The sequence below is a fragment of the bacterium genome, from assembly GCA_024224155.1.
GTDB lineage: Bacteria > Acidobacteriota > Thermoanaerobaculia > Multivoradales > JAHEKO01 > CALZIK01.
Genome location: JAAENP010000095.1, coordinates 1 through 22,160 on the forward strand (window position 1 = coordinate 1; position 22,160 = coordinate 22,160).

The 22,160-nt window shown below is 64.3% G+C and carries 16 protein-coding genes; 3 read left to right on the plus strand and 13 right to left on the minus strand.

Annotated features, from left to right (window positions below; all coding sequences use genetic code 11):
• From GY769_05060 to GY769_05070, 3 genes are all read right to left on the minus strand, one after another.
• A partial coding sequence (locus GY769_05060; protein ID MCP4201287.1) for a sigma-54-dependent Fis family transcriptional regulator occupies window positions 1–703 on the minus strand: 703 nt, incomplete at its 3' end.
• Between the two features lie 3 nt (window positions 704–706).
• Window positions 707–2,254: a hypothetical protein gene (locus tag GY769_05065; GenBank protein ID MCP4201288.1), complete on the minus strand. Its 1,548-nt coding sequence runs from the start codon at window positions 2,252–2,254 to the stop codon at window positions 707–709.
• 46 nt (window positions 2,255–2,300) lie between these two features.
• Window positions 2,301–3,278, minus strand: coding sequence for a hypothetical protein (locus GY769_05070; GenBank protein MCP4201289.1), 978 nt, complete (start codon window positions 3,276–3,278; stop codon window positions 2,301–2,303).
• A gap of 1,655 nt (window positions 3,279–4,933) precedes the next feature.
• On the opposite strand from GY769_05070, the gene GY769_05075 reads away from it, so the two are divergent.
• Window positions 4,934–5,611: a hypothetical protein gene (locus GY769_05075; GenBank protein MCP4201290.1), complete on the plus strand. Its 678-nt coding sequence runs from the start codon at window positions 4,934–4,936 to the stop codon at window positions 5,609–5,611.
• A 197-nt stretch (window positions 5,612–5,808) separates the two neighbouring features.
• Here the strand turns inward: GY769_05075 and asnS are convergent, their stop codons facing one another.
• The 3 genes from asnS to GY769_05090 all read right to left on the minus strand — a co-directional run bounded on the left by asnS (window position 5,809) and on the right by GY769_05090 (window position 9,141).
• The gene (gene asnS / locus GY769_05080; GenBank protein MCP4201291.1) at window positions 5,809–7,095 is read right to left on the minus strand and encodes an asparagine--tRNA ligase; all 1,287 of its coding nucleotides are present in this window, start codon (window positions 7,093–7,095) and stop codon (window positions 5,809–5,811) included.
• A gap of 311 nt (window positions 7,096–7,406) precedes the next feature.
• Window positions 7,407–7,709, minus strand: a complete 303-nt coding sequence (locus GY769_05085; protein ID MCP4201292.1) for a hypothetical protein — start codon at window positions 7,707–7,709, stop codon at window positions 7,407–7,409.
• A gap of 112 nt (window positions 7,710–7,821) precedes the next feature.
• Window positions 7,822–9,141, minus strand: coding sequence for a DUF4407 domain-containing protein (locus GY769_05090; GenBank protein ID MCP4201293.1), 1,320 nt, complete (start codon window positions 9,139–9,141; stop codon window positions 7,822–7,824).
• Between the two features lie 421 nt (window positions 9,142–9,562).
• Between GY769_05090 and GY769_05095 the strand changes: the two genes are divergently transcribed.
• On the plus strand, window positions 9,563–10,459 hold the full coding sequence (locus tag GY769_05095; GenBank protein ID MCP4201294.1) for a hypothetical protein: 897 nt from the start codon (window positions 9,563–9,565) through the stop codon (window positions 10,457–10,459).
• Window positions 10,460–10,693: 234 nt separating this feature from the next.
• Window positions 10,694–12,139: a hypothetical protein gene (locus GY769_05100; protein ID MCP4201295.1), complete on the plus strand. Its 1,446-nt coding sequence runs from the start codon at window positions 10,694–10,696 to the stop codon at window positions 12,137–12,139.
• Window positions 12,140–12,149: 10 nt separating this feature from the next.
• On the opposite strand, the gene rnc is transcribed toward GY769_05100, so the two are convergent.
• From rnc to GY769_05135, 7 genes are read right to left on the minus strand one after another with little or no spacing between them, the layout of a single operon-like run.
• Window positions 12,150–12,848, minus strand: a complete 699-nt coding sequence (gene rnc / locus GY769_05105; protein ID MCP4201296.1) for a ribonuclease III — start codon at window positions 12,846–12,848, stop codon at window positions 12,150–12,152.
• Between the two features lie 11 nt (window positions 12,849–12,859).
• Window positions 12,860–14,653 carry a DNA mismatch repair endonuclease MutL gene (gene mutL, locus GY769_05110; GenBank protein MCP4201297.1) on the minus strand — a complete coding sequence of 598 codons (1,794 nt, stop codon included), beginning with the start codon at window positions 14,651–14,653 and terminating at the stop codon, window positions 12,860–12,862.
• A gap of 48 nt (window positions 14,654–14,701) precedes the next feature.
• The gene (gene rlmN / locus GY769_05115; GenBank protein MCP4201298.1) at window positions 14,702–15,745 is read right to left on the minus strand and encodes a 23S rRNA (adenine(2503)-C(2))-methyltransferase RlmN; all 1,044 of its coding nucleotides are present in this window, start codon (window positions 15,743–15,745) and stop codon (window positions 14,702–14,704) included.
• A 19-nt stretch (window positions 15,746–15,764) separates the two neighbouring features.
• Window positions 15,765–16,385 carry a pyridoxamine 5'-phosphate oxidase gene (gene pdxH, locus GY769_05120; GenBank protein ID MCP4201299.1) on the minus strand — a complete coding sequence of 207 codons (621 nt, stop codon included), beginning with the start codon at window positions 16,383–16,385 and terminating at the stop codon, window positions 15,765–15,767.
• 10 nt (window positions 16,386–16,395) lie between these two features.
• Window positions 16,396–19,113: a pyruvate, phosphate dikinase gene (locus GY769_05125; GenBank protein MCP4201300.1), complete on the minus strand. Its 2,718-nt coding sequence runs from the start codon at window positions 19,111–19,113 to the stop codon at window positions 16,396–16,398.
• Entirely contained in the window at window positions 19,106–21,214 is a 2,109-nt protein-coding gene (locus GY769_05130; GenBank protein ID MCP4201301.1) for a glycine--tRNA ligase subunit beta, read from the minus strand. The genes GY769_05125 and GY769_05130 overlap by 8 nt, the downstream gene beginning before the upstream one ends.
• Window positions 21,215–22,156: a glycine--tRNA ligase subunit alpha gene (locus tag GY769_05135; GenBank protein ID MCP4201302.1), complete on the minus strand. Its 942-nt coding sequence runs from the start codon at window positions 22,154–22,156 to the stop codon at window positions 21,215–21,217. It lies immediately after the preceding gene.
• Between the last annotated feature and the right edge of the window lie 4 nt (window positions 22,157–22,160).

Below are 22,160 nucleotides of genomic sequence, written 5' to 3' on the forward strand. Positions count from 1 at the left end.
CATCGGCCAACTCGAAGGCACCCTTGCGGGTGCCCTTGGCATCGGTGAAGGCGCCGCGCTCGTGCCCCAACAGCTCGCTCTCGAGCAGAGTGTCGGGAATCGCGGCGCAGCTCACCTCGAGCAGCGGCTTCGCGCGTCGCGCCGAGATCGCGTGGATGTGGCGGGCGAGAACATTCTTGCCGGTTCCGCTCTCGCCCTGTAGAAGGATGGTGTCGATGTCGGAGCGCGCCACCTCCTCGATAATCTGCAGGATCTGCTGAAAGGCGTCCGATTCGACCACCAGCTCGACCTTGAGATTCCGCTCGCGGGTCTGCCGTGCGGCCTCCACCTCGAGCCGATCGCTACGCACCGAGACCGAGCGTTCGATCAGTGCGAGCAGGTCGCCCTGATCCACCGGTTTGCTCAAGAAATCCAGCACGCCCAGCTTCATCGCGCGCACCGCGTCTTCCACCTCACCCACCGCCGTCATGACGATCGTCGGGGTGTCCTTCAGGCGAGAGCGGTGGGACTCATAGAAGTCGAGGCCGTGGCCGTCGGGCAGCGACAGATCGAGCAGCATGACGTCCGGCTGATGTTGCTCGAGATGGCTAGCGGCCTCGACCAGGTTGGCGGCGTCATGGACACCGTGGCCGGCGCGCTTGAGCTGTTCGGAAAGCGCCCAGCGCAGGAGCTTCTCGTCTTCAACCAGGAGAATCAGCGCCATCGGTTACTCCCCACTCGAAGGCTCGCTCGCGTCCGCCGGTGGTGGCACAGGGACCGCAGCCGGCAGTAGAACATAGAAGGTCGAGCCCCGGCCGGGCTCCGAGTCCAGCTCCAGCGAGCCGCCGTGCTGCTCGACCAGCCGGTGCGCTATCGCCAGGCCCAGGCCGGTGCCGGAGAACTTGGTGGTAAAGAAGGGCTCGAAGATTTTCTCCTGCTGCTCTTCCGAGATCCCGGGGCCGTCATCCTCGACCGCCAGAATCAGACCGCCCTCGGCCTCCGGGAATTTGCCGGCGCGCAGGACGATGCTGCCACCTTCATCCATTGCTTCGGCGGCATTCTGGATCAGATTGATCAACACCTGGCGGATCTTGGCAGAGTCGACCCGCACCTGTCCGGTGTCGGGAGCGATCTCGTAGCGCAGCGCTACGCCGCGCCTGCTGAGCCCGGGTCGCAAGAGATAGACGGTCTCCTTGATCAGGACCTCCGGATCCGTCATTGCCAGTTGCGGCGGCGACGGCCGCGCCGACTCGAGCAGGAGCTGGAGAGTGGTATTGACCCGCTTCAGCTCCCCCAACATGTCGTCGTACAACATCCCGGTACGCTGCTCGTGGTTGTCCTCGCGCAGGATCTCGATCGCCCCCTGGATTCCGGCCAGCGGGTTCTTGATCTCGTGGGCGAGTCCGGCCGCCAATTGGCCGAGAGAGGCGAGCTGATCGCTGTGCTCGAGACGCTCCGCCACCTCGGCCTGGCGGCGGCGCTGGCGATCGAGAAAGTGGTTCAGAGCCCGATGCAACCTGTCGGTGGCGTGATCGAGAACCAGTTGGCTGCTGTCGGCACTCTCCGGCTCGCCCGCCTCGGCCGCTGCCAAGCTTGCCTCCAACCGTGCAGCCGAACGCTCGACGGACTTCTTGACCAGAATGTTGATCGCTCCGAGAAGCGTGCCCCAGGCGATGATCAGGATGCCTAGATTGCGACGAGAGTGCGAACGCAGCCGGCCAACGATCCGGGTCAGATCCATACTCATGGTGGCGACGGCGAGAGTTTCTCCGCGTTCGTGGCAAGGGATGCATGACGGACCTGCCTCGATGCGCCGCAGGCCGCGCAGGCGCTGTTCGCCGCCGCGATCACTCAACCACACGAGGCGGGTCTCGTCGCCACGGAAGAAGTCAATGATCTCGCGATGATTCTGCTCGGAAAGCTTCACCTGGGAACCGACGAACGAGCCGCCGGGCAGAAACAGTTGCAAATTGATATCGCGCTGCGACAGCAGGAGGGCATGAAATACGTGCCCACCCTCGGCGGTTCCCACATGGGCGACCGCGATCTCGTTCAGCTCTCGCTCGACTCGCTCCAGACGATCGCTGGCGGCATCGCCGGCGAGCGAACGGATCTCCGTTTCCATGATCCGCGCCGTGGCGAAATACAGAATCACGAAAGCCAGGAGGTGCAGCGGTACCGTCAGAACCCAGGTTCGAGTTCGGGGAGAAAGAAGCTGGAGGATCCGGCGCCTCCAGAGTCGTCGGGCCTCGTCGGCGGAGGGGCGTGAACCCATGGCGCGAATACTACAGGCTCAGATACCTGAGTCTCTGGCCGACCGACTAGTCGGAACCTGATTCGGCGCTACGGTGGATCAATTGCCGATACTCGATGATCGCCCGCTGGGACTCTCTCTCCAGGCCCAGGCGGCGATAGGTCTCGTAACGGTAGAAAGCCAGTCCCGCCGGGACCTGAGCCAACTCACCTCTGCCGACGGTGGCCAGGAACGGATCGCTCCGGGGCGGTTGCAGAGCCAGAAGGCGAGCGCAGAAGTCGGCCAGCTCGCGCCAGGCCAGGACACTCGAGCCTTGCGACCCTCGGCTGTCGCGGTGAGTCCTCGGTGAGAGGTACTCGATCAGAGGTCGATCGTCGGTCGACAGCGGGTAGTCCGCGAAGGCGTCGCGGATCGGGCCGAGGTTGCCGGCGTAGGCAGCCAAAGGGATGTTCCGGATCCACACCTCGGAGGGCAGAAGGTCTGGGCGCTCCAGCCTGCTGAGGTTGCGCTTGAAAACGGAGAGATCCAGGGCATCGGTGCTTTCGCTGCCGATCAGCGCATAGACCGGAAACTGGGGCGAGAATCCGCGTCTCCAGAGCGTCACTTGTGGAAATACCTCGAGCATGGCGCGAGCGATAACCCCGAACTCACGCTGCGAGAGCTCGAAGGCCGGTAGCCACTGGGCGAACAAGCCTCCGGGAGCAAGTCGCGAGCGCACGGCCTCAAAGTGCTCCCGGGTGTAGAGACTGCCGACGCCGGCACGATAGGTCAGAAAGATGTCGGCGATGACTACGTCGAACTGCTCGCGGCTGCCTGCAAGCAGGGTTCTCCCGTCCTCCTCCACGACCTCCGCTCGCGGATCTTCGAACAGCCCCCCAGAAAGGCTGCGAAGTGACGGCGCGACAGCTCCACCACATCCGGGTTGAGCTCCGAGACGACCACTCTCTCGACCGGCAGGAAGAGCGCTCCGCCCGCGGTGATTCCGGTACCCATACCGAGATAGAAAACGTTTCTCGGTCGCGGGTGAAGCGCCAGCGGGATCCACGACTGCAATCTCAGATTCGGGGTCGAGAGGCTGGTGCCCAGCAGATACGAGTTGTCGACTTTGATCCTCAAGTCGTCGCCTCGCCTGACCACCGAGACGACCCCGTGGGCCCCCTCCTGCACCTCGACGATCTCCTCGTTGCGAGCCGCGTCCAAACTGACGAGGGTGAGCTCGTCGACGTCGACCAGGGCCGCCACCAGAAGGGCTGACAGAAGCGGCACGGCGAGGCGCGCCACCACGACTCGGCGCCCCCGGCCGTCCCCCTGACCGATGGCGACGACAACCGCCAGAGCGCAATAGGCGAGCGCTACCCACTCGAGACTCCTCCACAGGCCAAGACTGTCGAGCAGGAAGAAACCCGCCACCAGTGAGCCGCAGATCGCCGCCAGAGTGTTGATGGCGGCCAGCTGACCCAGGGTCCGTCCGGCGCTCACCATCCGCGCCTCCGCCAGCTTCATGACGTAGGGAAAGACACTGCCGATGGCGATCCCCGGCAGCAGCAGAACCGAGACCGTGGTGATGAACACCGCCACCAGATAGCGTCCCCAGCCGAGGCCGGCACCCACCAGCTCGAGGCCCGAGGTCAGTTGGTGAAAGCGCAGCAGGGTCAGTGCGACCAGAAGCCCGGAGATCGTCAACAGAGAGGCGAGGACCGCCGTCGGGGACCAGTCTCGCCGGCAGAGCCAGTGGGCCAGCGCCGATCCCAGCGCCAGCGCCAGAAGGAAGACGCTCAGAATGGCGGCGAACGTGTAGACCGAGTTTTGCAGCACCTGGGCGAACATCCGCGTCCACAGCACCTCGAGCGCCAATGTCAAAAAGCCGGAGGCAGCCGCCAGCGTCCAGACCTGCCAGGACTGAGTGGTGGCAGTCACGGCGTCGCCGGCGACGGTTTCTTGCCGGGCTCGCGGTGCTGCCGCATACGAGTCCTCAGTGCTCCGCCACCAGGCCACCGCGGCGACAAACAGATTGGCGCCGATCGCCAGCAGGTACGAGTTTCTGAACCCCAGCGCCGGTGGCAGAAAGAAGCCGGCCGCCAGGGCCCCCACCGCGGCGCCCAGAGTGTTGACGGCGTAAAGAATCGTGGCCCGGCGACCCAACTGGTCGGCACGCCGGATCAGATGCTGTCCCATCACCGGCAACGTGCCGCCCATGAAAAAGGCCGGCAGAAAGAGAACACCCACCGCGAGCAAGAACTTCGCCGCCAGAAAGAGCCGCGGTTGCTCGCCCAGTAGAGCGAACAGCCCGGGATAAAGCCAGTGGTAAAGATCGGCGATCCAGAAGTAGAGAACCGCCGCCGCCGCGATGCCGACCTCGAGCAGGGCGTAGGTGCGCAACGGCCGGCGCAGGCTCGCGACGCGGCGGCCCCAGACGAATCCGCCAGCCGCCAGCCCGAGAAAGAACACCGCCAGAGTGGTGGCGGCGGCGTAAGCGGTCACGCCGAACAGCCGCCCTAGCTCCTTGAGCCAGAGAACCTCGTAGACCAGTGCGGCAACACCGGAGAGGAAGAAGATCGACAGCAGAACCGCAGTGGCTCCTCGGGAGTCATCGGACTTCATACTCGATCCGGAGCCTACTGCGAAAGTACCTTTTTGACGTTAAACTCTGCCCGCTCGGGTGATGTCAACTCGAGTTAGTTCCGACAGAGAGGGCATCAGATGAACAAGAGATCGACCTACATACTCGGCGCACTTCTCAGTGCGCTGCTGGTATCAGGATGCGCCGACAAGGGCGAGAAGACCGCGAACACCGCCGACGTGACAACTGCGGGTCCGATCGCCCCCGACGCAGAGCTTCCCGAGGGGCATCCGCCGTTGGCTCAACGACAGGACCAGATGATCGCGCCGGTGGACCCCGGCGCAGGCACCGGCGCCAGCGGGCTTACCTGGGATGCTCCCGAGTCCTGGGCCGCCGAGACCCCCGCCAACACCATGCGGCGGGCCCAGTTTCGGGTACCCGGCCCGGGTGGCGACGGCGAGTGCGTGGTGTTCTATTTCGGGCCTGGCCAGGGTGGCGACGCGATGGGTAACGCGGTTCGCTGGGCCAATCAGTTCACCCAACCGGACGGATCGGCCTCGACGGAGCGGATGAAAACCGAACAAGTGACCGTCGGTGCCATTGAAGTTCTCCGGGTCGAGGTCTCCGGGACCTACCAGAGCGGCGGTCCGATGATGGGTCAGGCCGGGCAGAGCCTGCCCGGCTACATGCTGCTGGGTGCCGTGGCCGAGGGAGCCGACGCCAACTGGTTCTTCAAGTTCACCGGCCCGCGCGACACCGTAGAAGCCAACCGCTCTTCCTTCGACGAGATGCTGGGCTCACTGCGCGCGGGCGCGTAGTCGGCCGACGCCGTTCGCTTCGCTCGTAGGGTAAGCGGGGATTGGCCGCTACAACGACTCCGGCGATCCGCTGCTGAAGGCCAGCCGTGTGCGCCTCGGAGCGAGCCTCTCTTCGCTCGCGGAGGGGCGACACCGGCGGCCTCAATCGGTAGTCTGGATCGAGGTGTCCTCGGCGACGCCGAGCCGCTCAGACTTCTCTACGGGTAGATCTTGTTGAGCATGCGCGGGTACGGGATCGTCTCGCGGAGGTGCTTGACGCCCGACATCCAGGCCACGAATCTCTCGATCCCCATACCGAAGCCGCTGTGCGGGCAGGTGCCGTATTTGCGGACGTCGAGGTACCACTCGAAGGCCTCGCGGGGCAGCTCGTGCTCGGCGAGCCGGCGCTCGAGCAGTTCGAGGTCGTGGATCCTCTGGCTGCCACCGATGATCTCGCCGTAGCCCTCCGGCGCGATGATATCCAGCCCCAGAACGACCTCGGCGTTGTTCGGATCCGGTTCCATGTAGAACGCCTTGATCTTGGTCGGGAACCGGCTGATCATCAGAGGCCGATCGAAATCGGCCGTGATCTGGGTCTCGTCGTCGCCACCGAAGTCATCTCCCCAGGCGATCTCGTTGCCCTTCTTCTGCAGACGCTCGATCGCCTCGTCGTAACTGATATGCGGGAAGGGCTTCTGAACCGCCTCCAGGCTGGCCGTGTCCCGCTCCAGCACCTCGAGGTCCTCGGCGCAACGGTCGAGCACGCGGGCGACCAGGCTGCAGAGGAAATCCTCCGCCAACAGGCAAACACCATCGAATTCCATAAACGCGACTTCCGGCTCGACCATCCAGAACTCCATCAGGTGGCGTCGCGTCTTCGACTTCTCCGCCCGGAAAGTCGGGCCGAAACAATAGACCTTGCCCAAGGCGGCGATCGCCGGCTCGAGGTAGAGCTGTCCGGACTGACTGAGATAGGCCTTATCTCCGAAATAGTCGGTCTCGAACAGCGTCGAAGTCCCCTCGCAGGCCGCCGGCGTCAGGATCGGTGAGTCGATGAGGGTATAGCCGCCGTCGTAAAAGTAGTCCCGAATCGCCTGGCTGACCTCGCTGCGGATCCTCAATGCCGCTCGCTGCTTGCTCGATCGGAGCCAGAGGTGGCGATGCTCCATCAAGAACGCGACCCCGTGCTCCTTCGGCGAGATCGGGAACTCTTCGGAAAGGGCCAGGAGCTCGAACTCGGTTGCATGGATCTCGTACCCGCCGGGCGCACGGGCGTCCTCGTTCACCTTCCCCACCAGACGCACGGTGGACTCCTGCACGGCCTCCTGGATCGCTTCCCAGCTTCTCTCGTCGACATCCGAGCGACTCGCCACCACTTGTACGACGCCGCTGCCGTCGCGGACTTGGGCAAAAGCGATCTTGCCGCTTGAGCGCTTGTTGGCCAGCCAGCCGCGAATGGTGACTTCCTGGTCCACGTGCCGGCTGAGGTTTCTGATCTCGGTCATGGTTCTCCCTGAGGTCGAAGGCGGATTCTACGGGAATCGGGGACACGATTCCTTCGTGTCCCCTCCGACCGGTTTTCGGAGCTTCTTGCCCTCCGGCCCTTGGTCATTCCGAGCAGAGCGAGGAATCCCGACCTGAAGCGCGAGTGACCCCGTCGGCCCAACTCGCGGGATTCTTCGCTCTCGCTCAGAATGACGTGGCGGATCAGTGAAGGCGACGCAGAGCCGCCCAGCACCCGCAACCACCCGCTTGGCATCCTGAGCGAAGCGAAGGATTTCGGCGAGGCAGTACGGACATCTCGGTCCGCTCCTACCTACCGGGATTCTTCGCTGACGCTCAGAATGACATGGCAGACCAGTGACGCACCCAGTCGGGGTCGAGCCCGGCGCGGCGGTGAGAGCTTGTAGGAGAGCTCCAAGAAGAGCGTCTTGCCTCGATACCAGGTGCGGCTGAACCAGCCCCTTGGTTCCTCTTCTTCGGCGTGATCCCTGGTGAGAATCGCATAGGCGCGGTGCCAGTCTCGTCGCCACAGGCCGGGCAGGTCGCGCGATCTCACACCCGCCGAATAGTCCCGCTCCGGCTTGGCTTCGCTCTTGCCGATTCGCTTCACAGCCATACCCCACGGGCTGGCGCCCCCCGTTGCCCAATACTCATTACGCTATACCCTGCCCCGGGTTCGCGCGAGAACCGAGGAGAGCCTGCAAAGAGGACTTGCTGAGGAGATCGGGCTAGGTCGCTTCCGCCTCGCCCTCGTTGCGCCGACTGTCGAAAGAGAGCGACCGACGGAACTGCTCGACCGCCTTGTTGACCACCTCGGCGCTACTCGAACGGAGCTGCTCCATATAGCTCAACTGGGTCCGGCGCAGATCTTCGTCGTCGAGGCGTGCCAAGACCTCTTGCTGGCGCTGCCATTCGCTCAGGAATTCCTCCTGATGACGCGCGAGCTCGTCCAGAAAGCTACGGTAGCGTTCGGCATAGTCGCGCACGCCCTTGTAGTTCTGGTTGGACATGAACCGGTTCTCGCGCGAGATCACCATGTGGGGATAGAGCACCCGCTCCAGGCTGTCGCGCTCGGCTTGGGCCGAGCGCTCGGATTTGAACTCCGCCAGTTGAAGCCGGTCGTCATAGGGGCCTCGAGGTGTGAAGCCCTTGAACAAGATCGGCAAGGTATCGACAAAGACGAAAAACAAAATCAAGAACCATCGCACGGTGTTGACGTGGGGTGACCCCGAGGCCAGCGCCTCGAGAGCACCGGCGCGGGCCAGATAGTCCGTGGGTTGGACGAAGCCGGCGCGATCGGTGGCGCGTTCGGCGCGGATCTCCCAGATCCTCGTCTCCAGAGCCGAGATCTCGCCCAGGTTGCGGTCCCGAGCGGCGTCCAGCTCGGTCTGAGCCACCTGAAGCTGTAGCTTCTTCTCCTCAGCCGACGCGCCCCGCCCGGGAATGCCGGTGGTCCGACCGCTGATCACGCCATCGATCTCGTCGACGAGCCTGGCCTGATACTCGTTCCGCTCGCGCTCCCGCTCCCGTATCTCCGCCTTGAGGAGGGCCACCCGGCTTTCCAACTCCTTCTGCTGGACCGCGTAACCGGACTCGATCTGGGCCACCTTGCTCCGTCCGTCGGCCGCCAGCAGCTCTTCGATCGAGTCACTGAAGTACAGCATCACCAGCGGATGGGCGACCAGCACGCCAACGAACGCCGCGAACACCAGCCGGCTCAGGAAGACCGTCGAGGTGATGTCGCTGACTATCGACCGCGACTTCCGAAACGTCGAGACAATGAAGCGGTCGAAGCAGAAGACAATCACCGACCACACGAAGCCGCCCCCGAGATAGACCGCCCAGTTGTCGGTAAGCGTCGACAGGGCATACGACATCGCGAACAGAGCCAGCACCGCGGGTACAACCACGAGCGTGCCGTAGCCGACCTGCTTGACGGTCTCGGACCTCGGAACTTCCTCGAGGAGGCGCATGTCGGAGCCGGAGCACCACAGAAAGAACCGGGTAATCCGATTTTGGGGCGTGTTGCGGGGGCGAGGTCGGGGCATCTTCATCCTCCTTGAGCTGGTGTGAGGCACAACTGCCTCGGTTGGGGCGGCGATCGACGCAAAGCACGATGAATGCAGGGATTTCAAGCACTCCTCGCAAGTAGGACGTGGTCTCTAGGCAAATTGTTCCGGAGATTCTCGTCGTAGTTCCGGAAATGAGGGGGGTGCCTGCGCCGGTTTCGCCGCGTTGGCCGCAGAATCCGCGCCAGACTGGCCGTTTTTTCGAACGGCACAATGTATGCAAACCTCTGCATTTGCATCGGCGGATCTGCTTCAATAGATTGCGCCGACTCTCTTTCGTTTACGGACGTTGACAGTCAGAGGCTTTCGTCCGACCGAGGCTTGAGCGGGGGGACGCTCAGACCTGGCGGACCTAACAAAAACGCGCGCTGAAGCCGCGCACTAATGAGGAGGAAGAAGCATGAATCTCAGAAACCTGACGGGCCTGGCCCTGGCCGCCGTCCTCGCCCTGCTGACCGTCCCGGCCGTTGCCCAGGACTACAGCGATCACACCGCGGTTCTCGGGATGGCCGAGACGATCACCGATCCGCTCAGCGGCGAGCCAGGCCGCGTCGAATGGTTCCGACAGGACCTCGGCAACGGCCAGCTCTCGCACGATTTCGTCTATGGAGATCCGCGTAGAGCCGATTTCAATGGCGGAGCGTCCGATGTGACGTTCGGAGTCAAGGGCGCCGTTGGCGACAACCTCTCGGCCGACGTCAATCTCACGGATCAGAACTTCTGGATGTACGAATCGATAGCCACCTGGGACGACGAGCAATGCGCCGATCCGATGCTCAGCCAGAACGCGACGACACCGGAGCTTCCGGGCGTGGTCGAGCTCTTCTTCCAGACCGGTAACATCTTCGAGATCTGGGAGGCAGACCTGACTCAGGTGGGTTTCTACGACGGCGCTGCCTTTCCGTACTTCGCAGCCAATCCAAACGTGTTGGGCGTTACCTTCACGCTCTTCTGGGCCGACGCCGACGGCAACCTGACCGACATCGACGGCAACGGCAAGTTCGACGTCGCGTTTCGCGAGATCTACTACAACGATGACTTCGAGTGGGCCGACAACGGGCTCGAGGGGCCCCAGCCCAGTGGGCCTCGGATTTTCGATCTGCCAACGGTGGCCATTCACGAGGTTGGCCATGGTTTCAGTGCTGCCCATTTCGGCAGCATTGGAATCAAGGACGGCTTTCTTTTCGCCAAGCCTCGTGCGGTCATGAACGCCATCTACGGCGGCACGTTGCGTGACCTTCTGGGTCGCGACGTGGCGAGTCACTGCTCCAACTGGGCGCAGTGGCCCAACAACTAGTTCCGTCGATCCGAATCGACCGATCTCCACCGGTGGGGCCTTCGGCCTCGCCGGTTTTCCTTTCTCGCGGAATCCGGTTTGGGCGCTCAAAGCCGTTCCAGGCCGCAGCCACCGGGCGTGGCTCATGCATGGGCAAGAACTCCAAGACCGCACCTCGCGAAAAGGTCGTGACGCGGTAGCATCAGCCTATCGGTTGAGAGTTCGAGATCGAACCACCCGCCCGGGAGGCGACCAATGACAGCTCGTACCTGCCTTCTTCTGACACTCGCGGCAACCGCCACCGTGGGTAACCTGCAGGCGCTCACCTACGTGCACGTGAGCGACTTCGGCTTGACGAAGCAGGCCGAGGTGATCGCTCGCGTCGAAGTGGTGGGGTCCGGCGTCGTGACCCGCGGCAAGCTGATCTCCACCGAGTACACGATGCTGATTCGGGACCTTGCCAAGGGCACCATCGACGGCTCCTACCTCACGGTAAAGGTGCCGGGCGGCTACTCCGAAGAGCTTGGAGTCGAGCTCGAGTTCTTCGGAGCCCCCGAGTTCGTGCCCGGAAGCCGGGCTCTTCTGTTCCTGAGACCGAATGACGATGGGTCGTTTCACGTGCTTCACTTCGCGCTCGGCGTGTTTCGAGAGTCAAAGAGCGAAGGGGCGCCGGTTTTCGTCCGCAGTCTCCCCGAGCCCTTGGACTCGGTGACTCCCTCGTTTCGCGTCGGACGCGACGCCGACCGTTTCATGGGCTGGATTCGATCCACAGTAGCGGGAGATAGGGCGGAAGCCGACTACTTCGTCGCGCTGGCCGATGAGTCCAGAGCCCATACAGGCGCACCCTTCACGGTCAGGGAGCCCGCGTACATTCTGTGGGACGAGTTCCACAGGAATGAAAGGGTGACTTGGAGCCGTCACAGAAGCGGCCAGGCGGGAGTACCCGGCAAGGGCAAGAAAGAGCTCAAGAAGGTGTTCAAGGTGCTCAACAACACCCCGAACAGCACGAACTCCCGCAACGGCCTGGTCAACCTGAAGCTCAAGGGCACGTTTTCCACCAGCAAGGTCCCGGACCGCGCCAATCAGTGCGTCGAGGACAACATCTTCGTTTTCAACGACGCTCTGGCCATCAGGGATGACTTCGTCTGCTCCGGGGGCCCCGGCGATGAGATCGGCGGCGTCCTGGCAACCGGCGGCTCCTGCCGATTCGTCAACCCGACCAGCCAATGGAAGGGCAGCGACGTCTTCGGCGCGGTTTCCGGTTTCGTCAACTTCAACGCGAACACGGCCTGTTTTTACCGTGGCGGTTCTCCGTTCGACCGGGACACAGCCCGCAACAAGTTCGCGGAGGTGGCGATCCACGAGGTCTTGCATGCCCTGGGACTCCGGCACGCCTGTGGCGACGACAACAGTCCAAAGTGCTCCTCGAGCGAAGTGCTCGACGACGCCACGATGAGAGCCATTACCCACGCCGACGGACGTGGTGCCCAGCTGCGCGAGGACGATCTTTCAGGCTTCTGGCAACTCTACGATCCCGACTACTTCGCCGCCGGCTGCCACCTCCCTCCCGGCCACAAGAGATTCTGCAAGAAATGCGGACCGTGCGGGGAGGGACAGGGCAAGTGCACCAAGAACAGCCAGTGTTTCGGTGACCTGAAATGCCGCAACGACTCGGCGCTGGGCTACAAGACCTGCCAGTAGAAGCCCGGGGTCACTTCCGGTGAAGCTGTTCCAGGGCCGCGGCCGCCGCGAGCTGCTCGGCGCGCTTCTTGGAGCGCCCTTTCGCGGATCCGAGAACCTCGCCGCCCACCAGACAGTCGATCACGAAAACCTTGGCGTGGTCCGGGCCGTGCTCGTGCACCAGCCTGTAGTTGGGCAGTCCCTGTCCCCGAGCTTGAAGGAATTCCTGAAGCCTTCCCTTGGGGTCCTTGAGCTCGGTCTCATTCGACTCTCCGGCCGAGCCATCGAGCATCTGCCGCACCAGTCGTCGAGCCGGCTTCCAACCGCCATCCAGGAACACGGCGCCGATCACGGATTCGACCACGTCGGAGAGGATCGAGTTCTTGTTGCGCCCCCCCGAGCGCTCCTCTCCGACGCCGAGCCGAACGAATTCACCCAGGCCCAGCTCGCGGGCGAACTCCGCCAAGATCGGCTCCGACACCAACCGGCTCTTGTAGGCCGACAGCTTCCCTTCTGACACCTCCGGATGCTCGGAGAACAGCCATTCCGCCGTTGCCAGCGCCAAGACGGTGTCCCCCAGAAACTCGAGCCTTTCGTAGTTGGACTCCAGCTCCTTCTCGTTAGCGTAGGAGCGGTGCGTGAGTGCCCGGTCCAGGAGCTGCCGCCGACGGAAACGGCGGCCGATGCGCCGCTCGAGCTCGCGCAACGGGTTCTTTGACCTCGAAAACATCTGACAGTCCCCTACCGTCTTCCGAACCGACTCTCCAGATCGGCGTCGCTCATCTTGAGAATGGTCGGCCGACCGTGTGGACAAGCATAGGGATTCGCGGTCGCGAAGAGCTCGGCCACCATGGCCTCCATCTCGTCCGGCGACAGCGGCTCGTGCATCTTGACCGCCCGTCTGCACGCCATGGAGGCCGCCAAGGAGTCGAGCAAGCGCTCACGAACGCTGGTTCCCGCTCCATCGGCGGCCGCCAGCGCGTGCAGTAGCCTCTCCGCCTGTTTTCCCGAGAGCACCACCGGCACGGCCGAGATCGCCGCCGTACCGCCCGATAGGAACGACATGGCGAAGCCTGCTTCCTCGAGCTCCGGTGCCAGCTCCTCGATCCGAGCGGCTTCGGCGGGCGAGCCATCGAGCAGCACAGGCTCGAGAAGAGGCTGGCTCTTGGGGGCCTCGCGCGCCAACTCGGCTCGCAGCCGCTCATAGAGAATCCTCTCGTGGGCCACATGCTGGTCGATCAGGTAGAGCCCATCCGGGCCCTCGAGCAGCAAGAGCGTGGCCTTGTACTGTCCGAGAATACGAAACGGCCGCCGTTCTCCGCTGCGGCCACTCAAAGGCACGGTTGCTGGCTCGATCGGCGTGTAGACCGCGTGTGCCAGGCCCGCCGAAGAGTCCCGTGGCTCGCGCACCTCGTCGCCATCGAGCGGCCCGCCGGGCCTTGCCAGCGAGCGCCCGCCGAGTCCCTGCCAGGCAAGCTGTCCCGAGGCCGGCGCGCCCAGAGCCTGTGCCGGTGCTCCGAGCTCGCCGAGCCCCCCTTCAAGGGCGCGCCGCACCGCGCGATACACATCTCCGACAACTTCACCGTCTCGGAACCGGACTTCGGCTTTCTGCGGATGAACGTTCACATCCACCGCCCGTGCGGGCAGATCCAGAAACAGGAACAGGGCCGGAAACTGATCCGCCTTCCAGACATCCCTGACGGCTCGATAGAAGGAAGACAGGATCGATTTGTCCCGCAGTAGGCGCCCGTTGACGTAGGAGAAGTAGCGCCGGCCGCGCGTGGTCTCCGAACCGCCCACGAACCCCGAAATCGCGCAGCGGGAGCTTTGGAAGTCGATCGGCGAGAGGTCACCTCCGACCTGCTTGCCGAAGACCTGACCGATCCGGCGCTCCAGCCCCGCCGGACCCTCACCTGCCGGTAGAGCCTCGAGCAGCTTCCGCCGGGCCGTCTCGAGCTGGAAGCGCACCTCGGGTCGAGCCAGAGCGTAGCCCTGAACGACCTCGACGACCCGCCGGGTCTCGGTCGAGGCCGCCTTCAGGAACTTCCTGCGCGCCGGCACATTGTAGAAGAGCGACGAGACCTCGACCGTCGTTCCCCTGGAGCGTGCCGAGGGCTCGGCGAGGACCTCTTCGCTCGCCTCCACCCTGACCTTGAAGCCCTCTCCCTGGTCTGCGGCCGTCACGAGCTCGACCCGTGCCACCGAGGCTATCGACGCCAACGCCTCACCGCGAAAGCCGAGCGTGCCGACCTCGAGCAGGTCTTCGAACTCGGCGATCTTGCTGGTCGCGTGGCGATCGAAAGCCAGACGCGCGTCCTCGGCACTCATCCCGGAGCCGTCGTCCTCGACCCGGATCCTGGCCTTACCGCCGTCGTCCAACCGAATCGCGACCGAGGCGGCTCCGGCGTCGATGGAGTTTTCGATCAGCTCTTTGACGATCGATGCCGGCCTCTCGACCACCTCACCCGCAGCGATCTGGTCGATCAGCTTGTCGGGCAGGCGCCGGATCGTGAGCATTGCGTGATTGTAGGGCATCGGGGTCGACACCCTTCGCTTCGCTCGAGGGCAGGCGGAGGTCGACTGCTACGCCTTCTCCCCCCGTCTCCGCAGCTGGCCACAGGCGGCGTCTGCCTCGAGTCCGCGGCTCTCGCGCAAGTGGACGTTGACTCCCCGGCTCCGCAGATCCCTGAGAAAGTCCTCCGCGTGAGCGCGCGACGGCCGCGCAAAGGGCAGCTTCGCGACCGGGTTGTACATCATCAGGTTGACGTGGGCGCGCAGATCCCGAGCGATCCGCGCCAGGTCGGCGGCATCGCGCTTGCGATCGTTGACCCCCGAGAGCAGGCAATACTCGAGAGTGATTTCGCGCCCGGTCTTCTCGAGATAGAACCGGCAGGCCCCGAGCAGCTCGCCCATTGGCAGACGTCTCGCCCATGGGATCAGGTCCGCACGCAGCTCCTCGCTGGCGGCATGAAGGCTCAAAGCCAGAGTGGCCTGCAACCCTTCGCGTGCCAGACGCCGGATCTGCTTGGGCAGGCCTACTGTCGAGATCGTGATTTTCCGCCGCCCGATCCCGAAGCCCCATTCGGCGTTGAGCCGCCGCGTCGCCTCGACCGTGACGGCGTAGTTGGCGAGCGGTTCCCCCATGCCCATGAAGACCACATTCGAAACCCTTTCGCCGCTTGGGGCGAGCAGGTTCTTGACGGCCAGGACCTGCGCCAGAACCTCGCCCACGGTCAGATTTCGCAGAGCCCCCTCGAGACCGCTCGCGCAGAAACGGCAGCCGACGTCACAACCGACCTGAGTGCTGACACAGGCGGTTCTGCGGCGGCCGGCCGGAATCATTACGCACTCCGTGGTGACACCGTCCGCCCACGCCAGCAGCAGTTTGAGCGTGCCGCCGGCCGACCCCGAGCGGGAGATCTCGCGGCCGCTGTCGATCGAGTACTCCGCGGCCAGCCGCGCGCGGAGCTCTTTCGAGAGATTGGTCATCTCCGCGAAATCCAAGACTCCTTCCTTGTAGACCCAATGGAGAATCTGGTCGGCACGGTAGGCCGGCTCGCCCAGCTCACCGAGCTGCAAGGCAAGCTCCTCGGGGGTCAGTTCCAGAACCGAGCGAGCGTTTCCCATGGTCTATTCTGAACTGATCCTAGGGCGCCAGTCGTTCGATCACCCAGCCGCCGCCGTCGCGGCGGTAGCGGATTCGATCGTGGAGGCGGTCCGGTTGTCCCTGCCAGAACTCGATCACCTGGGGCTCGATTAGGAACCCACCCCAGTTCGGCGGCCTGGTCACTCTTTCACCGGCAAAGCGACGCTCGACCTCGCCGAGGCTCTCCTCGAGAGCCTCACGGCCAGGAAGCGTCCGGCTCTGCTCGGAGGCCCAGGCCCCCAACTGGCTGCCGCGCGGCCGGCCGGCGAAATACACGTCCGACTCACTCTGCTCGATCTTTGTCACCGAGCCCTCGATCTGCACCTGCTGCTGGAGACGGTCCCACCACAGATTGAGCGACGCCCACGGATTGGCCTCGAGCTCGGCTCCCTTGCGACTCCGGAAGTTGGTGTAGAACACGAAACCGCGCCGGTCGACTCCCTTCAAAAGCACCATTCGCCCGGAGGGCCGGCCCTCGGCATCCGCCGTCGACAACGCTACCGCCGTGGGCTCGATCAAGCCGGAAGACCGCGCCCGCTCGAACCAGCGACCGAACTCGACGATCGGATCGGGATCGACGTCGGCCTTGCGCAGCGCCCGCGTCGTTCCGCTTTCGCTCATGAACGACGCCTCAGTCGACCGGCGCCCCGCCCTCGATGCCGGCTCGAGCCGAGGACAGACGGGCGACCGGCACCCGGTAGGGCGAGCAGGAGACGTAGTCCAATCCGCACTTGTCGAAGAACTCGATAGAGCTCGGTTCGCCGCCGTGCTCACCGCACACGCCGATCTTCATCCCCGGCTTCTCGCCTCGTCCTTTCTTACACGCCAACGCCACCAGCTGACCGACGCCCTCCTGGTCGAGCTTCTCGAACGGATCGAATGGCAGAACCCCCTGCTCCACGTAGTGCGGCAGGAATCTGGACGAATCGTCGCGGGAGTAGCCGTAGGTCATCTGGGTGAGGTCGTTGGTGCCGAAACTGAAGAAGTCGGCGTGCCGGGCGATGTCATCGGCGATCAGTGCGGCCCTGGGGATCTCGATCATGGTCCCGATCGGAATCTCGAGCGCCGTTCCCGCTTGCGCGAGCACGCGCGCGACCACCGCCACCGCGCGCTCTTGAAGCCGTTCCATCTCACCGCGACTCCCGACCAGGGGCACCATGATCTCGGGCCGCGGGTCCCTGCCGGCCTTCACCAACTTGGCCGCGGCCAGGGTGATCGCCTCGACCTGCATGTCGTAGATGGCCGGGCTGGTCAGCCCGAGCCTGCAACCTCGATTGCCGAGCATGGGGTTGAACTCGGCCAGCGACTCGGCCGTTCGTTCCACGTCTTCGGCGGTGACACCCATCTGGTCGGCCAGTCGTTTGCGGCTCTTGTCGTCGTTGGGCAGGAACTCGTGGAGCGGTGGATCCAGAAGCCGGACCGTCACGGGCAAACCGTCCATGGCCTCGAAGATGCCTTCGAAGTCCCCCTGTTGCATGGGCAACAACGCAGCCAGAGCCTCGGTCTCGTCGTCCTTGCTGCCGGACAGAATCAGGCGGCGCACCCAGGAGATGCGATCTTCTTCGAAAAACATGTGCTCGGTACGACAGAGTCCTATGCCCTCGGCTCCGAGGGCCCGAGCAACTCTCGCGTCCTCGGGCGTGTCCGCGTTGGCACGGACTCTCATCCGGCGCTCGCCGTCCGCCCAACTCAGAAGCTCGACGAATGCTCCGACCGCCACCGAAGACTGCCCGCTAGGCGCCTCGCCGGCGCCGTCGATCAACGCCTGGATCACTTCCGACTCTCGGGGGTGAAGCTGCCCCGCGATGACCTCGCCGAAGGTGCCGTCCATGGAAATGTAGTCGCCTTCCCTGAAGACCCGGCCGTCGACTCGAAGCTCGCCGTCGTGGACATCCAGTTCACCCGCTCCGACAATGCAGGGCTTACCCAGGCCGCGGGCGACGACCGCGGCGTGCGAGGTCATACCGCCGCGAGAGGTCAGAATGCCGGAGGACGCATGCATGCCCACGATGTCCTCCGGTGAGGTCTCTTCCCTAACCAGAATCACGGGGCCGGCCGAGGCCATCTCCGCGGCAACGTCGGCGGTCAGTGCGATTCTGCCGGACGCCGCGCCGGGGCCGGCCGCGAGGCCCTTCGCGAGCAGGCCACCTCCGTCGATGACCGCCTGTTTCTCCTTGGGGTCGAACGAGGGCGCCATCATCTGGACCAGCTGCTCGCCCTCGACCCGTCGCAGAGCCTCGCGCTCGTCGATCCGCCCCTCCTTGACCATCTCGTGAGCAATCCGGACCGCCGACACGCCGGTACGCTTGCCGTGCCGCGTCTGCAGCATGTAGAGCTTTCTGCCCTCGATCGTGAACTCGACGTCTTGCATCTCCTTCCGATGGTCCTCGAGAACGTCGCAGATCCGCTCCAACTCGGCGAAGGCCTCGGGAAAATCGCGACCCAGGTTCGACTCACCGTCTGGAGCGAGAATCGAAATCGGGGTGCGGATCCCCGCGACCACGTCTTCGCCCTGCGCATTCACCAGGTATTCGCCGTACAGCCTGCGCTCACCGGTGGCGGGGTCGCGGCTGAAGGCAACGCCCGTGGCGCAGTCCAGGCCCCGGTTGCCGAACACCATGGTCTGAACGTTGACGCCGGTCCCCGAGTCTTCGGGGAGGCCGTGAATACGCCGGTACTCGATCGCGCGGCGGTTGTTCCAACTCTCGACCACGGCGAGCACCGATCCGGCAAGCTGGGCCCGCGAGTCCTGTGGAAACTCCTTGCCCTCCTGCCGGATGTAGTCCAGGTAGCGCTCCGCCAGGTCGGCCAACCCGGCCGCGGAAATCTCGGAATCGACCTTGACGCCTTCGCGCGCGCGCTCCTCGGCCAGCAAGCGCTCGAAGCCGGCATGGGGAACTCCAAGGACGACATCGCCATACATCGACACCAGTCGCCGGTAGCAGTCCCGAACGAAGCGCTCGTCGAAGCCGTGCGCGATCATGCTCTCGACGTTGTCGTGGTTGAGGCCCAGGTTGAGCACCGTATCCATCATTCCCGGCATCGAAACCGGCCCGCCGGAACGAACCGAAAGCAGCAGGGGATCGGACGGCTCGCCGAACTTGCGACCCTGCAACTGCTCGAGACGCTCGAGAGCGGCATCGATCTGCTCTTCGACGCCGTCCGGATAGCGGCCGCCGCCCCTGTGATACTCCATGCACACTTCGGTGGTGATCGTGAAACCGGGCGGCACGGGCAGCCCCAGACCGCTCATTTCGGCTAGGCCGGCACCCTTGCCTCCCAAGAGCTCTTTCTGATCGCCACGACCCTCGGCGGTTCCCCCGCCAAACGAATACACATACTTAGCCATTGCCTTGTTTTCCTTCCATTTCCTCAGCCCTCTCCACTACCACGGCGGTGAGGCCGGCAGTGCGGGACAGTGATCTTTGAATAGCCTGCAGAAGCGCTACACGGTTGTTGCGCACATCGGGATTCTCATCCATCACCAGTACTTCGACGAAGAAGTGGTCCAGGACATCCGCGAACGAGGTCATGGTGCGCAAGCACTCCTCATAGCGCTTCTCCTGCTCGGCCTTCTTGATTTCGTCTTTGAGGTTCTGATACGCCTGATAGAGCAGTTTCTCGGCGGTCTCGGACAGCAAGTCGGCGTCCAGCTCCTGCTCGGGCACGCCGCGGAGAATGTTGGCGATCCGCTTCGCCGCGAGCACCACCGAGCGAAAGCCCGGCTCGTCGCGAACCGTGTGGATCGCGGCCACCCGGGCGCGCAGATCGGGCAGGTTCGTAGCTCCCACCTCGAGCGCCGCTTCAATCTCGTCGTAGGAGAAGTCGTCGAGACCCAAGATATGTCGAATCCGGTCGAACAGGAAAGGCCGCCAGATGCCCAGCACTTCCTCGGCGCTTTCTTCCAAGCGGTCGCCGTACTCTTTGTAGGCTCGAGCGGCCACCAGATCCAGATCCAGCTCCATCTCGCCTTCGAGCGCGATTCGGACCACGCCCTGCGCCGCACGGCGCAGGCCGAAGGGGTCCTTGCTCCCCGAGGGAGTCAGGCCGATTCCCAGAATGCCCACGATCGAGTCGATTCGATCGGCCAGCCCGACCACGCGTCCAACCCTCGTCGAGGTGATCGGATCGCTCGACCCCTGGGGTATGTACTGTTCGTAGATCGGTCGCCAGACTTCCTCGTCGAGGCCCTCCGCGCGAGCGTAGACGCCGCCCATGATTCCCTGCAGCGAGCTGAACTCCCCCACCATCTCGCTTACCAGATCGGCTTTCATCAGGCGGGCGACCTCGACCGCCGCACGCGCCTCGTCTTCCCAGTCGAGCAGCCGGCCGATGAACTTGCACAGCTCGGCGATTCGCTCGCTCTTGTCCGCATAGCTGCCCAGCTTCTCGTGGAAGCTCAGCCGATCGAGACCGGCCGCGTGCTCGGCCAGGGGCTTCTTGCGGTCTTCCTCATAGAAGAACGCCGCGTCCTCGAGCCGCGCTTCGACGACCCATTCGTTCCCACGCCGGACGAAACCCTCGGGATCGTCCGCTCGATCCATCAGCGTCAGAAAGGCGGGCAACAACCGACCTCCCGTCTCGACGGTGAACGCGCTCTGATGATCCCGAAGACTCGCGATCAGCACTTCACGCGGCAGCTCCAGGTGCTTGTCGTCGATTCTTCCGGCGACCACCCCGGGCGTGCCGCACATCGCCGTCAGGCGCTCGAGGAGAGCTCGGTCTTCGACTACCCCACCACCTAGCTCCGCGGCTGCTTCCGCCAGGCCGGTTTCGAGCTTCGCCAGACGCTCTTTGAAGTTCACCTCGATGCCCAGCTTGGAGAGCTTCTTCCGGTAGCTGGCAAAGCCCACGACCGAAAACTGCTTCGGTGACAACACCGGGTGACCACACGTTGTCTTGCCGGACTCGACCCCGAAGAGATCGAATGGCACGACCTCTCCTTCGAACAGAGCCAGAATCCCGTGGACGGGTCGAGCCCAGGGTCCGACCCGGTTGCCCCAGAGCATGATCTTCGCCCAATTGAGCTCGGCGATGGCCTTGGGCGCGATCTCGCTGAGGACCTCGGCAGTCGGCCGGCCTTCGGTCGTCACCACGGCGGCCGCGTACTCGCCCTTGGGCGTCTCGACGCGCGTCAGATCTCCGGGCTCGATGCCGCATCGGCGAGCGAAGCCCTCGGCGGCCTGGGTCGGTTGGCCGCTCTCGTCAAAAGCAACGCTTGCCGGCGGACCCGTGACCTTCTCCGTTCGGTCCTGTTCCCGAGCCGGAACACCCATGAGCGCCACCGTGAGGCGGCGCGGCGTGAAGCCGGTCTCGATCGCGCGCGGCGTGAGCTTGCGATTCAGCAGCTCCTGGAAGATCCGGCTGCCCAGATTCTGGGTCGCCCTGCGCACCATCCGCGCGGGAATCTCCTCGCACCGCACCTCGAGCAGAAACTCGCCCTTGGGCACTTACGCGTCCTCCTCGGAAGGCTCGCCTGGCTCGCCTGGCTCGCCTGGCTCGGAGAGCTCGGCGGGCCGAGGTGTGAGCAGCGGATAGCCAAGCTCCTCTCGGCGCACAGCATAGGCCTTGGCACAGGCCACCGCCAGCCGGCGCACTCGCTTGATCAGGCCGACCCGCTCGGTGACCGATACCGCGCCGCGCGCGTCGAGCACGTTGAACAAGTGCGAGCACTTGAGCGCGCATTCGTAGGCCGGCAGCACCAGCTCAGCCTCCAGGCAACGGCTCGCCTCGCGCTCGTTGCCGTCGAACTGGCCGCGCAGAAAATCGACGTCCGCAAGCTCGAAGTAATAGCGAGAGAACTCGACCTCGTCCTGATGGCGCACCTGACCATAGGTGACTCCTCCCGGCACCCAATCGATGTCATAGAGACTTCGCTTGCGGCCGAGAAACATCGTGATTCTCTCTAGGCCGTAGGTGATCTCGGCGCTGACCGGATCGAGCTCCAGACCGCCGGCCTGCTGGAAATAGGTGAACTGGGTAATCTCCATGCCGTCGAGCATGACCTGCCATCCGACCCCCCAGGCTCCCAGAGTGGGCGCCTCCCAGTTGTCTTCCTCGAAGCGCAGATCATGCAGAGACAGGTCGATCCCCATTGCTCCCAGACTCTTGACGTAGAGCGCCTGGACATCGGCCGGCGACGGTTTGAGAATGACCTGCAACTGGTAGTGCTTGCCGAGCCGGAATGGGTTCTCGCCGTAGCGAGCATCCGCCGGCCGCCGTGAGGGCTGAACGTAGACGACGTTCCACGGCTCCGGCCCCAACACACGTAGAAAAGTCTCGGGGTGCATGGTCCCGGCGCCGACCTCGAGGTCGTACGGTTGCTGGAGCACACAGCCCTGCGCCGCCCAGTATCGAGACAGCTTCAGAATCAGGTCTTGGAAACTATTCATGGGA

Coding starts and splice junctions, on each gene's coding strand:
- GY769_05065 (MCP4201288.1), bottom strand. CDS start 2,254: ATGGGTTCACGCCCCTCCGCCGACGAGGCCCGACGACTCTGGAGGCGC.
- rnc (MCP4201296.1), bottom strand. CDS start 12,848: ATGTTTTCGAGGTCAAAGAACCCGTTGCGCGAGCTCGAGCGGCGCATC.
- pdxH (MCP4201299.1), bottom strand. CDS start 16,385: ATGAGCGAAAGCGGAACGACGCGGGCGCTGCGCAAGGCCGACGTCGAT.
- GY769_05135 (MCP4201302.1), bottom strand. CDS start 22,156: ATGAATAGTTTCCAAGACCTGATTCTGAAGCTGTCTCGATACTGGGCG.
- GY769_05085 (MCP4201292.1), bottom strand. CDS start 7,709: ATGGCTGTGAAGCGAATCGGCAAGAGCGAAGCCAAGCCGGAGCGGGAC.
- rlmN (MCP4201298.1), bottom strand. CDS start 15,745: ATGGGAAACGCTCGCTCGGTTCTGGAACTGACCCCCGAGGAGCTTGCC.
- mutL (MCP4201297.1), bottom strand. CDS start 14,653: ATGCCCTACAATCACGCAATGCTCACGATCCGGCGCCTGCCCGACAAG.
- GY769_05090 (MCP4201293.1), bottom strand. CDS start 9,141: ATGCCCCGACCTCGCCCCCGCAACACGCCCCAAAATCGGATTACCCGG.
- GY769_05095 (MCP4201294.1), top strand. CDS start 9,563: ATGAATCTCAGAAACCTGACGGGCCTGGCCCTGGCCGCCGTCCTCGCC.
- GY769_05100 (MCP4201295.1), top strand. CDS start 10,694: ATGACAGCTCGTACCTGCCTTCTTCTGACACTCGCGGCAACCGCCACC.
- GY769_05125 (MCP4201300.1), bottom strand. CDS start 19,113: ATGGCTAAGTATGTGTATTCGTTTGGCGGGGGAACCGCCGAGGGTCGT.
- GY769_05075 (MCP4201290.1), top strand. CDS start 4,934: ATGAACAAGAGATCGACCTACATACTCGGCGCACTTCTCAGTGCGCTG.
- asnS (MCP4201291.1), bottom strand. CDS start 7,095: ATGACCGAGATCAGAAACCTCAGCCGGCACGTGGACCAGGAAGTCACC.